General features: G+C 53.6%; 10 protein-coding genes. All 10 read left to right on the forward strand.

The features are described 5' to 3' along the window. The first annotated feature begins 3 nt into the window (after positions 1 to 3). The 10 genes from mtnN to PORUE0001_RS03945 all read left to right on the forward strand — a co-directional run bounded on the left by mtnN (position 4) and on the right by PORUE0001_RS03945 (position 13967). Positions 4 to 756 carry a 5'-methylthioadenosine/S-adenosylhomocysteine nucleosidase gene (mtnN, locus tag PORUE0001_RS03900; protein WP_007365134.1) on the forward strand — a complete coding sequence of 251 codons (753 nt, stop codon included), beginning with the start codon at positions 4 to 6 and terminating at the stop codon, positions 754 to 756. Positions 757 to 821: 65 nt separating this feature from the next. Next, on the forward strand, positions 822 to 1988 hold the full coding sequence (locus tag PORUE0001_RS03905; protein WP_007365170.1) for a DUF5074 domain-containing protein: 1167 nt from the start codon (positions 822 to 824) through the stop codon (positions 1986 to 1988). A 116-nt stretch (positions 1989 to 2104) separates the two neighbouring features. Further along, the gene (locus PORUE0001_RS03910) at positions 2105 to 4129 is read left to right on the forward strand and encodes a TonB-dependent receptor (protein ID WP_007365158.1); all 2025 of its coding nucleotides are present in this window, start codon (positions 2105 to 2107) and stop codon (positions 4127 to 4129) included. A 384-nt stretch (positions 4130 to 4513) separates the two neighbouring features. Beyond that, entirely contained in the window at positions 4514 to 5866 is a 1353-nt protein-coding gene (locus PORUE0001_RS03915) for an MATE family efflux transporter (protein ID WP_039865558.1), read from the forward strand. A gap of 7 nt (positions 5867 to 5873) precedes the next feature. After that, entirely contained in the window at positions 5874 to 6791 is a 918-nt protein-coding gene (prmA, locus tag PORUE0001_RS03920) for a 50S ribosomal protein L11 methyltransferase (protein ID WP_007365150.1), read from the forward strand. Between the two features lie 120 nt (positions 6792 to 6911). After that, entirely contained in the window at positions 6912 to 8885 is a 1974-nt protein-coding gene (gyrB, locus tag PORUE0001_RS03925; RefSeq protein ID WP_007365176.1) for a DNA topoisomerase (ATP-hydrolyzing) subunit B, read from the forward strand. A 9-nt stretch (positions 8886 to 8894) separates the two neighbouring features. Continuing rightward, complete coding sequence (locus PORUE0001_RS03930) at positions 8895 to 9740, forward strand: glycosyltransferase family 2 protein (RefSeq protein WP_007365135.1); 846 nt, start codon at positions 8895 to 8897, stop codon at positions 9738 to 9740. 23 nt (positions 9741 to 9763) lie between these two features. Continuing rightward, the gene (locus PORUE0001_RS03935; protein WP_007365198.1) at positions 9764 to 10780 is read left to right on the forward strand and encodes a glycosyltransferase family 2 protein; all 1017 of its coding nucleotides are present in this window, start codon (positions 9764 to 9766) and stop codon (positions 10778 to 10780) included. A 21-nt stretch (positions 10781 to 10801) separates the two neighbouring features. Continuing rightward, positions 10802 to 11911: a glycosyltransferase gene (locus PORUE0001_RS03940; protein ID WP_007365136.1), complete on the forward strand. Its 1110-nt coding sequence runs from the start codon at positions 10802 to 10804 to the stop codon at positions 11909 to 11911. Positions 11912 to 11966: 55 nt separating this feature from the next. Further along, on the forward strand, positions 11967 to 13967 hold the full coding sequence (locus PORUE0001_RS03945; protein ID WP_007365179.1) for an LTA synthase family protein: 2001 nt from the start codon (positions 11967 to 11969) through the stop codon (positions 13965 to 13967). Positions 13968 to 14875 lie beyond the last annotated feature (908 nt).

Genomic DNA, 14875 nt, shown 5'->3' on the forward strand with positions numbered 1-14875 from the left:
CGCATGTTCCCCTCCATTGTCCTGCTATGCGCCATGAGTAAAGAGCGCATGGCGATACACTCTGCTATAGAGGCTCTAGCTCCCGCCGTGAAGCTAGTGGAGCGTACTTTGGTTGAGGAGAAGCCATTTGCTAGTTACCGCTACACTTTACGAATAGAAGGGCATCAGACGGAGTGGACCTTTCACCTCCTTGAGACAGGCATCGGCAAGGTTCACGCAGCGCTTGCCACACAGCTAGCGATAGTGCGCTACCAGCCCCAGCTCTTAGTCAATGTTGGTGTGTCGGGAGGACTTTACGCAGGAGCGCAGGTCGGCGACCTCTGCCTCTCGACAGCTTACCGCTATCACGATGTATGGTGTGGCGAGGGCAACGAGCGTGGACAAGTACAGGGCATGCCCGCACAATATTCAGCAGATGCGACAGCCATGGCGACTGTGGCTAAGCAACTACGCATACCACTTCACGAGGGACTGCTCCTCTGTGGCGACACCTTCATCCCCGAGGCCGATCATCTGAGAGCCTTCGCGCAGCAATACCCCGACCTCGTTGCGGTTGATATGGAGAGCGCCGCCATCGCTCAGACAGCTTACCTATATCATACGCCACTCGTCAGCCTACGCATCGTCAGCGACACCCCGCTCACGAGCCAAGACCACAGCAAGCAATACGCAAGCTTCTGGCAGCAAAGAGCCAGCGCTCTAGCCCCCTTTGCAGATGCCATGCGGATTATCTGCACACTGGCTGGAAGCCTTTAGTATACCCAAAGGCACCAGCCCAATTCGTTTCACTATATTTGCAAGCAAATAACCCCAAATCAATTATGAATCACTTGTATCGCAATCTACTCCTACTCTGTATCCTCAGTCTAGGACTTCTCAACTCTTGTCGCGAGGACGACCCCGTCGTACCCTCCGACTCTGAGGTCATCGCAAATAGTTCGCAGGTCAGCGGTGGTATCACTGGCTTCTACCTGCTCAACGAGGGTAACTTCCAGGCAAACAACAGTTCGCTGGACTACATGAACCTCGTCAGTGGCACCTACAGCCGAAACATCTACGCTACGATCAATCCCAACGTCGTCAAGGAGCTTGGCGACACAGGCAACGATCTGCAGATCTACGGCTCTAGGCTATACGCAGTCATCAACAGCTCTAACAAAGTAGAGGTCCTCGATGCTCAGAGCGGTAAGCGCATCGGTCAGGTAGACATTCCCAACTGTCGCTACATCTGCTTCGATAGTGACAACGCTTACGTCTCTAGCTACGTCAGCACGAGCACACGAGACGCTAAGGGGGAAGTCCGTGGCGCCGTCTACCGTGTCAACCTCAACACGCTTGCTATCACAGGTCAGGTCGTCGTAGGCTACCAGCCTGAGGAGATGGTTGTCAAGGGCGAAAGACTATACGTCGCTAACTCTGGTGGCTACATGAAGCCAAACTATGAGCGCACCCTATCAGTCATTGACCTTAAGAGCTTCACCGAAGTAGACAAGATTGAGGTCGGTATGAACCTCCACCGCCTCAGAATGGACCACAACGGTAGACTATGGGTCACCTCTCGTGGTAACTACGGCAACGTGCCCTCGAACCTCTACTACATAGACCTAGATCCAGCTACGCAAAAGGTTGCGAAGCTCGACTCGCTCAATATGCCTTGTGCTCAGATGGCCTTCTATGGTGACAAGCTCTACTACTACAGCAGCGTCTGGGACAGTGAGGCTAATAAGATGAAGATAGGCTTCGGTCTGGTCGACATCAACGCAGCTAAGCCTCTCGCCGAGAGCTTTATCACAGACGGTACGGATGCAAACATTCAGACCGCTTATTGTCTTGCTATCCACCCCGCTTCAGGCGACATCTACATCACGGATGCCAAGGACTATGTCTCTAGTGGTACGCTATACTGCTTCACCCCCGATGGCAAGCTCAAGTGGCAGATCAACCGCACAGGTATGCTACCCGGTCACATTGCATTCGTAAAGAAGTAAGCCGACAGCACAAGGCACACGACTAGGTGCCCATCTCTGTCCGTTAGACAGCTACGTAGGGGCGGACTCTTAGGGAGTTCGCCCCTACTCTTTTTACATCTAGGACTTCTATCCCGATGGCTACTCTCATCCTCTCTCTACTCCTCCTCTGCGCCACCACACCTCAGCTATGTGCGCAGCAACCCTCCCCACGCGACACCGTACAAACGCATCTATTAGAGACCGTAGTGGTACGAGCTCCCCGTGAGCCAGACTACAAGCGTGGCATCATACCCGCACAGCAACTCTCAGGGCAAGAGCTCAAAGCGCTCAGTGCCTTCTCCATAGCCGATGCGCTCCGCTCCTTCTCGGGCGTTCAGGTCAAGGACTTCGGCGGAGTCGGTGGACTCAAGACGGTCAACATCCGCAGCATGGGCACCCACCACGTTGGTGTCTTCTACGATGGTGTCGAGCTGAGCAATGCGCAAAACGGGCAAATAGACCTCGGCCAGTACTCCCTCGACAATATGGAGGCGATACAGGTCTTCAATGGGCAAAAGGGTAGCTACCTCCAGCCTGCCAAGGACTTTGGCTCTAGCGGTACCGTCTACCTTCAGACACGCAAGCCTACCTTTACCGATGGTGCGCAGACCAATCTGAGAGCAACTCTACGGACTGGCTCCTTTGACCTCTTCAACCCCGCCATACTGATCGAGCACCGCTTGGAGCCTAGAGTCTCCATGTCCTTCAATGCAGAGTGGATCAAGAGTAGCGGCAAGTACAAGTTTAGATACAGGAAAGTCCTTCCCCTCACCCACGAGATAGCCTACGACACCACAGCCGTCCGGCACAATGGAGACATCAACGCCACACGACTCGAGGGCAATCTCCACATCGGGCTCCCCGATGGTCAGATGCTCGTCAAGGTGTACACCTACAACAGCGAGCGAGGCATCCCCGGCGCTATCGTCAATAATGTGTGGCGTCGTGGCGAGCGCCTCTGGGACAACAACAGCTTCGTCCAGACCACCTATGAGCAGCAGCTCAGCGACCGCATACGTCTACATGCCATCGCCAAGTATGCCTACTACCAGACCCACTTTGTGCGCAACGAGCCGACAGCCGCCTTCAAGGTGGACAACCTCTACCAGCAGCAAGAGCTATACAGTTCGGTCGCCTCAGCCTTTCAGTTGATTGACCACTGGTACCTCTCCGCCGCCTATGATCTGCAGTGGAACAAGCTCGACGCCAATCTCTACGACTTCGTCTACCCGCACCGCTTCACCCACCTGCTCGCCCTCGCCTCGACCTATACCAATGAGTGGATCAATGCGCAGGTCAGCCTCCTCGGCACGCTAGCTCAGGACAAAGCGAAGCTACTCACACGTGCTCCCCTCTTTCGCAAGCTCACCCCCGCAGCCATCCTGTCGGTCAAGCCGTGGGAGGCGATTGATCTACGACTTAACGCCTTTTATAAGCAAAGCTTTCGCCTACCCACCTTCAACGATCTATACTACACCGAGATAGGCAATGTCAAGCTCGACCCTGAGCACACCACCCAGTACAACGTGGGTCTGCAGTACCAGCTCGCACCGCAAAAGCCGTGGCTCCACACCCTGGACTTCAAGGTAGACGCTTACTACAATCTCGTGACCAACAAAATCATCGCCTACCCCAAGGGACAGCAATTCCGCTGGACCATGATCAATCTCGGCAAGGTCGACATACGAGGCATCGACGCTCAGTGCACCTGGAGCCTCATCCCTATCCGTGATCTGCAGCTATCGCTGCGGGCTCAGTACACCTACCAGAGAGCCATCGAGGTCACCGATCCTAAGGAGAGCTACTACCGCCACCAGATCCCCTACATCCCCTGGCATAGCGGCTCCGCCACAGCAATCCTGCAGTATAAGGGGTGGCAGCTCAACTACAACTTTATCTACGCTGGCGAGCGGTACAGTCAGCTGGAGAACTTCCCCGAGAATCATCTCCAGCCGTGGTACACCAACGACCTAGCCCTCGCCTACGAGCGCACCGTCCGAGGGTACGGCCTGCGTCTGCAGTTCGAGTGCAACAACCTCCTGAGCCAAGCCTACGATGTTGTCGCCAACTACCCCATGCCCCTGCGCAACTACCGTCTTACGCTCATCGTGAGCCACTAGCCCAGCTAGACGCAGCGGTAAACTTCGCCCCACCATTTGATCAGAGGAGATGTCGTCATCGGCGTCTCCTCTCTTTTTGTCGTCTCATCTGTCTCTTTCCTTGGTTCCATCGGATGAAACTAAAGTTTCAAGGGGGCTGGCACAAAAGTTTCATCTAGGTGAAACTAGAGTTTCATACCGAAGAAACTGAAGTTTCATACCGAGGAAACTAGATTTTCCTACCGAGGAAAATGGATTTTCATGGGCATGAAAATCTTTTGCCACCCTGAGGGCACGGTTGTTTCGCCCGTGGGGGTGGGTTCGCTGCCCCCATTTTTGATACCTTTGCACCAAGTTTGTAACCGAGGCTGTCGCAATAGATGACAGCGCTCACTAGAAGGTAAAATCATCAAAACTAATAGCATAAACTTCACTCAAGGTCCGATCCGTAAGCAACTACTGCGACTGGCGGCTCCGATCGTCGCCACCTCGTTTGTCCAGATGGCGTACAACTTCACCGACATGGCGTGGCTCGGACGTCTCGGCAGTCGTGAGGTGGCCGCCGTCGGAGTCATCGGAGTGCTCCTATGGATCGCTACGTCAATCGCTCAGCTCACCAAGACCAGTGCCGAAGTGTGCGTCTCGCAGAGCCTCGGAGCTCGTAATAAACCGCTTGCGATCAAGTTCGCCCGCCACTGTACCACCTGGGCGCTCATCGTCGGGACGCTCCTAGCGCTCGTCTACCTGCTCTTTGGCTCTCCGATCGTGGGCATCTACAATCTAGAAGCGGATGTGCACCAGATGGCGCTCCGCTATCTGCGCATCGTATTGGTTGGCTTGCCAGGCTACTTCCTGACGCTCGCCATGAGTGGCATTTACAATGCGCATGGACGGAGTATGACCCCATTCAAGATCAATTCGCTGGGGCTACTCTTCAACATGATCCTTGACCCGCTACTCATCTTCGTCTGCCATCTAGGAGTCATCGGGGCAGCCCTCGCCACACTCCTCTCTCAGCTGGCCGTCTGCGCTATCCTCTACTATCGCATGCAGCACCGCGACAAGATACTGGACGGGAGCTCTATCGTAACAAAGCTAGCGGGAGAGCAGAGCCGACGCATCTTCGCTATTGGCGTACCAGTGGTGCTACTCAACTCGCTCTTTGCGCTGATCAGCATATTTATGGGACGCTTAGCATCTGAGCAGGGTGGCGCTATCGGCGTGGCGGTCATGACGACTGGCGGACAGCTAGAGGGCGTAACGTGGAATGCGTGCCAAGGCTTTTGCACTGCCCTAGCCACTTTCGTAGGGCACAACTATGCGGCACGTCAGTTTGACCGTGTGTGGCGTGGCTACAAGACGACGATCCTCATGACGCTGTCGATAGGTCTCTTCGGGACGCTGCTCTTTCTCTTCCTCGGCAGGGCGTTCTTTGCGCTGATTGTGCCAGATCCTGAGACCTATATAGAGGGCGGACGATACCTGTACATCGCCAGCTTCTCCCAGCTCTTTATCATGGCGGAGATTACGACGCAGGGGCTGTTTTACGGTGTAGGACGGAGCAATACACCAGCCATAATCAGCATCGTAGGCAATCTGCTCCGCATACCGCTAGCGCTCCTACTGATATACTTGGGCTGGGGACTGCCAGCCGTCTGGTGGGCTATCTCCCTCTCATCCATCGGCAAAGGGATCACCGCCATCATCGTACTACTCACCAAGAGAGACAAACTAGCCCCAACGAACTTAGCTGCTTAACTACGCTATGTACCATCACTATACCTTTACCACGGAGCAACTCGGCGAGACGGAATGGGCGATGCCTTTGCTTGCGCAAATGCTAGCCGACTGGGGCTTCGAAAGCTTTCAGGAGGAGCCTGACAAAGGGTTGCTTCAGGCCTACATTTCCGATGACGCTTGGCGGGAGAGCAGGGAGATTGACAGCCAGCTCGCCACAGATGCGGGAGCCCTGACACTATATGATATAGCGTGGCACTACCGCCACGAGCTGGCGCCCTCCAGTGACTGGCTGGCAGCGTGGCGCAGCACGACCTTCGAGCCGATATCGCTACGGGGGCGCATGCTGGTCACCACGCCTGAGCTGGCTCCGACACTACCAACGCATGAGCTACAGTTACTCATCGAGGCGTACAATTCGTTTGGCTCGGGCGAGCACCACACGACTCGTATGATCCTAGAGCATCTACTCGACTACGACGTGACGGGCGCTCAAGTGATCGACATGGGGTGCGGGACGGGCATCCTCGGCATAGCGGCTCTGCTGCTCGGTGCCGACTCGCTCGTAGCGATAGACATATCGTCCGAATGCGTGACCAATACGCTACACAACCTCCAGCTCAATGGCTTCGCACCCACGGAGCGGATCAGCGTACTACATGGTGACGCTGCGCGCCTCTCCGCCTACCCCAGCAAGGCGGATCTGCTCTTTGCCAATATCCACCGCAACATCATCCTACAGGACCTCCCCAGCTACGTAGCGGCCGTACGATCGGGTGGCGAGGTGTGGCTCAGTGGTTTCCTCCTCTCGGATCGCACAGCCATCTGCTCAGGGTTAGCCTCCGTGGGGCTAGAGATAATCGACGAAGCGACCTCCGAGGAGTGGCTCTTCGTACGAACCCGCAAAGTGCGACCAAAACAGTCACAGGATAAAGCTTCAGAGTAAAGGATGAGAGATTATCCTCGCATTTTCTGTATCTTTGTACTGTTCAAGATTAGATAGTGGGATGAAAGGTCAGTTTCTCGGATAGCACTTTTCACACCCACTGACGATAAGCCTATTACAATGAGCGAACAAGAGAAAGACATAAAGACTGCACCACAGGATAAAGGTGCTTACTCAGCCAGTAGCATACAGGTCCTCGAGGGACTAGAGGCAGTGCGCAAGCGCCCCGCCATGTATATTGGTGACATTAGCGAGAAGGGACTTCACCACCTTGTCTACGAGGTGGTCGACAACTCCATCGATGAGGCTCTAGCTGGCTACTGTACCGAGGTACTAGTTGAGATCCTACCAGACAACTCTATCCAAGTAACCGACAACGGTCGTGGTATCCCCGTCGACATGCACGCCAAGGAGGGCAAGAGCGCCCTGGAGGTGGTCATGACGGTGCTACACGCTGGCGGTAAGTTTGACAAGGGCTCCTACAAGGTGTCAGGAGGTCTCCACGGTGTGGGTGTATCCTGTGTCAATGCGCTCTCCGAGTCACTCATTGCCGAGGTGCATCGAGACGGCAAGATCTACCGCCAGAAGTATAGCCGAGGGAAACCTCTGACGGGCGTAGAGGTGGTCGGCGAGGCTTCGGATACGGGGACGCGCATCACCTTCAAGCCTGACGACACAATCTTTCGTGAGACTATATATAGTAGCGACACGCTCTCGCACCGTTTGCGTGAGCTCTCCTATCTGAATGCTGGTCTACACCTCAAGCTCATTGACCACCGAGTACACGATGAGGAGGGACAGCCTAAGTCGTGGACCTTCTACTCGGAGGATGGACTGAGCGAGTTCGTCCGCTACGTAGATGGCGCTAAGGAGTCGCTCATCCACGATGTCATCCATCACACGACGGAGAAGCAGGGCGTACCCGTAGAGGTGGCGCTGACCTACAATACTTCCTATCAGGAGAACGTCTACACCTACGTCAACGATATCCATACCATCGAGGGCGGTACGCACTTAACTGGCTTTCGCCGTGGATTGACCCGCACGCTCAAGAAGTATGCGACCGACTCGCATCTCCTAGATAAGATCAAGGAGGAGATCTCGGGCGATGACTTCCGTGAGGGCTTGACCGCTATCGTCAGTGTCAAGGTTGCTGAGCCACAGTTTGAGGGACAGACGAAGACGAAGCTCGGTAACAGCGAGATAGTCAGCGTCGTCGATGCAGCTGTCAGCGAGGCGCTAGAGATCTACCTCGAGGAGCATCCTCTAGAGGCTAAGCTCATCGTGGACAAGGTCATCCTAGCAGCTCAGGCTCGTCACGCTGCACGCCGAGCTCGTGAGCTGGTACAGCGTAAGTCGCCTCTCACGGGCGGTGGACTACCAGGCAAACTGGCAGACTGCTCGAGCAAAGATCCCAGCGAGTGCGAGCTATTCATCGTGGAGGGAGACTCCGCAGGTGGTACAGCCAAGCAGGGACGAGACAGCAAGTATCAGGCAATCCTACCCTTGCGTGGTAAGATCCTCAACGTGGAGAAGGCTATGCAGCACCGTATCCTAGACAATGCTGAGATCAAGAATATCTACACAGCGCTCGGCGTAACGGTCGGCACAGAGGAAGACTCTAAGGCGCTCAACCTCTCCAAGCTTCGCTACCACAAGATCATCATCATGACCGATGCCGATGTCGATGGCGCTCACATTGCCACGCTAATCCTCACCTTCTTCTTCCGCAATATGCGTCCGCTCATTGAGAACGGCTACGTTTACATTGCCAATCCCCCCCTCTACCTCTGCAAGAAAGACCGCATTGAGGAGTATTGCTGGACAGATGACGAGAAGGCCAACTTCGTCACCAAGTATGGCAACGGACAGGAGAACCGTATCAAGATACAGCGCTACAAAGGTCTCGGTGAGATGAACGATATACAGCTCTGGGACACGACGATGAACCCGCAGACACGTACCCTCCGCAAGGTGACCATAGACAATCTTGCCAGTGCAGACTCCGTCTTCTCCATGCTCATGAGCGAAGATGTCGAGCCACGACGCGAGTTCATCGAGGAGAACGCTACCTACGCCAACATTGACGCCTAGCGCCTAACTATGGAAACCAAGCGTGTTGCCGCCCTAACGATGGTGCGCAACGATGACTTTTACCTGCGCCGGTGGACGGCTTACTACGGGCGAGAGCTGGGCGAGGAGCACCTCTACATCTATCTAGATGGCAAGGATCAGCCCCTACCCGACTGGTGCCCGCAAGCTACGGTCGTGGCGGTGGATAAGATCCAAGGACAGGTAGTCTCTGCCGAGAAGGAGCGACTAGCCTTCCTCTCGGAGCGCGCCAAGGAGCTACTCACCACGGGAGGCTACGACCTCGTCATCGGAGTCGATGCCGACGAAATACTTGTCGTCGACCCACTCGTTGGCATGGGACTCAAGGAGTACCTGAGCCAAATCCAGGTAGGCGTCAGCGTCTCAGGATTAGGCGTCGATGTAGGACAGCATCTAGAGAAGGAGGACGACATCCGAGAGGATAGCCCCTTCCTCCAGCAGCGTCACTACGCACGGCTATCGACACGCTACACCAAGCCTTGCGTCATCGCTCAGCCAGTCGTCTGGGGATCGGGCTTTCATCGTATCAAAGGGCACAACTTCACCATTGATCCGCAGCTCTACCTCTTTCACTTCGGCTACTTTGACATGAAGCGTATCGAGGCTCGCTTTGCCGATCCCGACCGACGAGAGGCGGGCTGGACCAAACATATCGCTAAGCGATCGAAGACTATCCAGCAGGTGACCAATCATAAGGCTCGTCCGTGGGACAGTACGACAAGACTAGCCCGCAAGCTCCAGACTTATATACGTCCCCCTTATGCGTGGAATAAGCCCGCCATGCTGGGACTCTGTCTCATCGTCGAGATACCCGAGCGCTTTCACGACACAGTCTGAAACATATACGTAGTCCATCTCTTATGCCCAAGATCTCTGTCATCATCCCCGTATACAATGTAGAGAAGTACCTGCGACGCTGTCTAGATAGCGTCCTAGCGCAGACCTTCACCGACTGGGAGGCTATCTGTGTCAATGACGGGAGCCCTGACAATAGTGCGCAGATCCTAGCGGAGTACGCCGAGAGAGACCCACGCTTTAAGATCGTTACGAAGGCGAATGGAGGACTATCCGATGCCCGCAACGCAGGTATGGCCGTGGCTAAGGGAACTTTTATCAACTTCTTGGACTCAGACGATCTGATCCATCCTCAGACCTTTGAGATCGCCTATGCCCTAGTCGAGCAAGAGGATGCCGACATCGTCTCTTGGTACAAAGATCCACTCTTTCGTCCACGCCTACTCGTACGTCATGCGCTAGGCTTTAACATAGATAATACGATGCCTTGCGGACTCAAGCGTAGATTTTCGCTAGACGAGGTCAAGTACTACACGACCGACGACATCTTCGCTCATGTAACGGAGTACAGCCATACGAGGATTGAGTACCCGATCAAGCACTTCTACGTGTGGCGCCACTTACTTCGTAGGAGTTTGGTGCAGGATGTGCCCTTTCTCAAAGGGGTTATCTTCGAAGACTTCCCCTGGTGGAGCGAGGTGATTCTCAAGAATCCTCGGACGGTAATCACGGATCTGCCCTTTTACTACTACTTTCCCAATATAGGCTCCATAGACCGATCCTCTAGTCGGACCAAGAAGATCAAAAACTGGATCCAAGGCTTGGAGCACAGCTATCAGCTCTATGAGGAGCGAGCCACGCCCTACCAAAAAGAGCACTGGCAGCGTGAGTGCATGTGGGCTATGATCACTTATCGTATCGCTCACAAGCTAGAGCAGCGTGTCACCGAGCCTGAAGATCGGCGAGAGCTTGCTCAGGCTCTGAGTCGTCTGAACGAGCTGGGGACATTTGACAATCCCTTTACGATTGAAGGAGTCAAGGCTCGTCAGCGGATTCTTCGCTTCATCAGCAAATACCAGTAGTCATCTAGTCGTGATGGTGAGATGAATATAGCTTTCTTCAACTGGTATGCGATCGATCTGCTCTTTAGTGGCATCGAGAAGGTCTCTCATCGAGTAGCCACGGCTCTAGAGGAGCGAGGACACCATCTCTGCTATGTTTGTGTGGATAGTTGGGGGAAGACCGCTCTTCAGAAAAACACCTTCATACTACCTAATGCCTCTAAGATCGAGGCTGAGGAAAACCGCATAGCGCTGAGAGACTTCCTGCGCTCTCACGACGTGTCCGTCTTAGTCTCACACTCTGCCTATAGTCGTAGGTTAGCTGGCATGCTCCGTGAGGCTACCTATGAGGCAGGAGCCAAGCTCGTACAGGTACTACACACCACCCCCGACTCCTATCACTACAGGTACTGGCAGTGCAAAGTGGTCAATCGAGCTGTCAGAGCCTTTATGAATCGCAAATGGGGTAACTCGTGGAGTAAGATCTATAGTCTCTCCGATGCTTTTGTCGTGCTGTGCCAGCCTAGCGCAGAGTTCATCACACGGATTGCGCATATCCAAGATCCCTCAAAGTTTGCCGTCATACACAATGCCAATACCTATCTACCCACAGAGCTAGCCCCCGCCTACGACAAGGAGCCTATCGTCCTCTACGTCGGGCGCCTCGTCAAGGGTAAAGGCATCGAGCACATCCCCACTATCTGGCGTCAGGTCTCAGCGCAGCATCCCGACTGGCGACTGGTCGTACTCGGTGATGGTCCCTACCGAGCCACTCTAGAGAAAGCACAACTAGCGAACTGTGACATCTTAGGGACTCAAGAGCCAAAACCTTACTACGAGCGGGCTGCTATCTCAATCTTGACCAGCAATGCCGAGGGGTGGTCGATGGTACTCACGGAGGCTATGCAGCATGGGGTCGTACCCGTTGCTTTTGACTCCTTTCTAGCCACTGGAGTAGTCCTAGACGAGGGGCGTGCTGGCGTACTAGTACCGCCGTTTGATCTAAACCTCTTTGCTCAGGAGGTCTCCTCGCTAATAGCAGATAGCGATAGACGCACCGCTATGGCAGAGCACGCTAGAAGGTACGTGCAGGCCTTTGATATAGACCATATTATTGCGGACTGGGAGAGACTCTTCGAGAGATTGTCATAATCAGTAGAGTCTGGAACACGCTACACCAAATCCGAACTTAAAGCTTCTATAGAGGATGATTATAACCAAATCACGCTGGATCGCGATAGCCTCTCATACACTCCTGGCGATCGTAGTCATGCAGCTGTGCCGATTGCTCTACTTCTTCTACAATCAGTCCTTCTTCCCTTCGGTAGACGGCTGGCAGTTGCTCCGCCTCATGCAGGGAGGCTACATACTAGACATGGTCGCCATCGCATATGGCCTGCTCCTCTACTACCTCATGATGATCGTAGGGGCTTACCTACCTAGACGGGTTGAGATGAGTCGCTGGTATCGCTGGGTACGCCATGTAGCATACGTCTTGCCACTAGGGGTCTTCATCTTCCTCAACGTGTCAGACACGGGCTACTATCCGTTCGTCCTGAGGCGAGCCAATAGTGACATCTTCCGAGAGTTCCAGGGGAAGAGCATGTTTAGCTTCTACAAAGACTTCGTCGTAGAGTTTTGGCCTCTGACGATAGCCTTTTTAGTCTTGCTAGCTCTCACCATCGCTGGTTACTGGCTGGTGCAGTATCAGCGCAAGGAGCGCTCCTCTCGTCGCTCTTATTGGGTAGACGCATCCTGTACTCTAGGGATGGTCATCTTCCTCTTTTTCAGTATGCGAGGCAGTTGGGACCTTTACAGCAAGCCTGTATCCACGCTACACTTCTTCTCTTACGCCACAGATCCAGAGCAATTTCCCTTACTGCAAAACACGCCTGTAGCCTTGACAAAAGATGTGGCTACACGGCAACTCTTCACCTTCTACACAGACGAAGAGCTCCCGACCATCTTCACGCCCTACTATCAGGCGGCACCGCTCTCTGAGAGCGACACGCTCTTTGGCTCCATGCAGGGGCGCAACGTCGTCGTCATCATCTTAGAGAGTATGGCGCGAGAGTACACTGGCTACCTTAATAGATATATCGACGGGTATCCGAGCTACACCCCTTACCTCGATAGCTTGATGCCACACACGCTCTATGCGCAGTACGGCTTTGCCTCTGGCAAGCGCTCGGTTGAGTCCTTTCCCTCCATCTTTGTCTCGCTACCCTCGTTTGGGGGTACCTTTGATGACGAGGCATTTACTATGGACAACTACCAGCACTTCGACTCCTACGACACGGGGCTACCGCTATCACTAGGAGACAATGGCTATCACCTCAAGTTTTACCACGGTGACGAGGCGGGGGCTATGGGCTTCTACTCATTTCTCAACCGCCTAGGTGTCCAGGATCAATACACCGCTCAGGACTACCTAGCAGCACATCCCGATGAGTCTAGTGCTAAGGTCGGTACATGGGGTATACACGACCTGCCCTTCGAGCAGGCCATGGCGAAAGATCTGAAGTCGCTCCAGGAGCCCTTTGGAGCCTTCTTCTTTTCGCTATCTAATCATAGTCCGTTTAGTATGCCCAAGGGATATAAGGGACACTTGAAGAAAGGCACCCTCCCGATCCATCAGACGGCTCAATATGCGGATGAAGCTCTCCGAGAGTTTTTCGAGCGGGTCAAAGAGGAGCCGTGGTATCGTAACACGCTCTTCGTCATCACGGCAGACCATACCAGCCTCAGCGACCAACCTCTATATGCCAACTTAGCGGGACATGCTGCAGCGCCTATCTTATTTTTCGACCCGCAGGGCAAGCTACAAGGAGAGGTCAGCGACTATGTCGTGCAGCACATAGATATCCTCCCCACCCTCCTCTACCTGCTCGGTATCACGGAGCCTGTACTGAGCTACGGGAGTAACATCTTCGACCAGCAGGCAGAGCACTATGCGCTCAACTTCTATCACAACCAGTACCTCTTCTTCACGAAGGCGCTCACGCTCACGATGACCGCTGATGGTCAGGTCACTGTCAAGGCGCCCGCAGCCTACCTGCAGACGGAGCCCAGTCGTGCCACCGCCCCCACATCGTCAGCGGTAAAGCACTACACGGCACTCTTTAAGGCAATCGTGCAGGACTACAACAATCGTGTCCTCAAGAGCTCCTTCTCCATCAGAGATGTGACCCCAAAGTCGTCAGACTAGCACTGTTCATCACACTCTATCAAGCTTAGCCTTTGTGGTAACCATTGTCAGCACAGAAGGAGCTGTTCTTAGTCTATTCTTATTGTGTTTTGCTCTGCCAGTAAGGTGATCGTTTGATCAATTGATATTTAGTTGCTACCTTTGCTAGCAAGAGGAGAAGTCAATGGTGCGCGATAACTTCAAGCCGACACTCTTCTTGAATAAGGCGTTGAACTTCTATCCCTCCCGAGTACGAAATCGGAAGTTATTAGTTCTTCGCCTTATCTTCGTTTATGTGGGAACTTGATTTTACGCTCAGCAGATTCCGCAAGTATCGTATCAAGTATGCGTTTGTAAGTAGAATCCACAGCAAGCCCGGGCTGACACCTGATATAGGATGACTTTATCAACGGCACTATCAAGGAAATCGGACAATTCCTCGGTGGAGCTTTTTGATTATCCAGCGAGGAAACGAAAAATTCATCGGAACTTCGAAATCTTTCTTCCGAAGTTTCATTTCATTCTTCCGAACTTTTATTTCGGCCCTCCGTGGGGAATTTTCATTTGCTCCGTGAAGATTTCCGATTTTCTCGGGAGAGATTGCACTTGAGGATGGAAATAGAAGGAGATCGTCCCGCCTCTCTATTTGCTTATTTCTGATATAGTTGTTACCTTTGCAACAAGAACGGTGAGATTGCTCGAAAGAGTAATCGCGCCACTCTTCCGTCTGAAAGTCTCTTGCTGGCGGTCGTATTTTAAAGAGACTTGCGGAGTCTATGTACTCTGCTCTAGTGGTTATTTTACCATTTGAAGTATAGTTACTATCTTCGCACCAAGAGGGAGAAGTTTCTGAAGTCAGTCTTACTCACAGTCGTAGAACCAGAGCGGAGCATTCAGATACTTCTCCTTTGTCTTTTATAGAAGTCTAG

Source organism: Porphyromonas uenonis 60-3 (genome assembly GCF_000174775.1).
Lineage (GTDB): Bacteria > Bacteroidota > Bacteroidia > Bacteroidales > Porphyromonadaceae > Porphyromonas > Porphyromonas uenonis_A.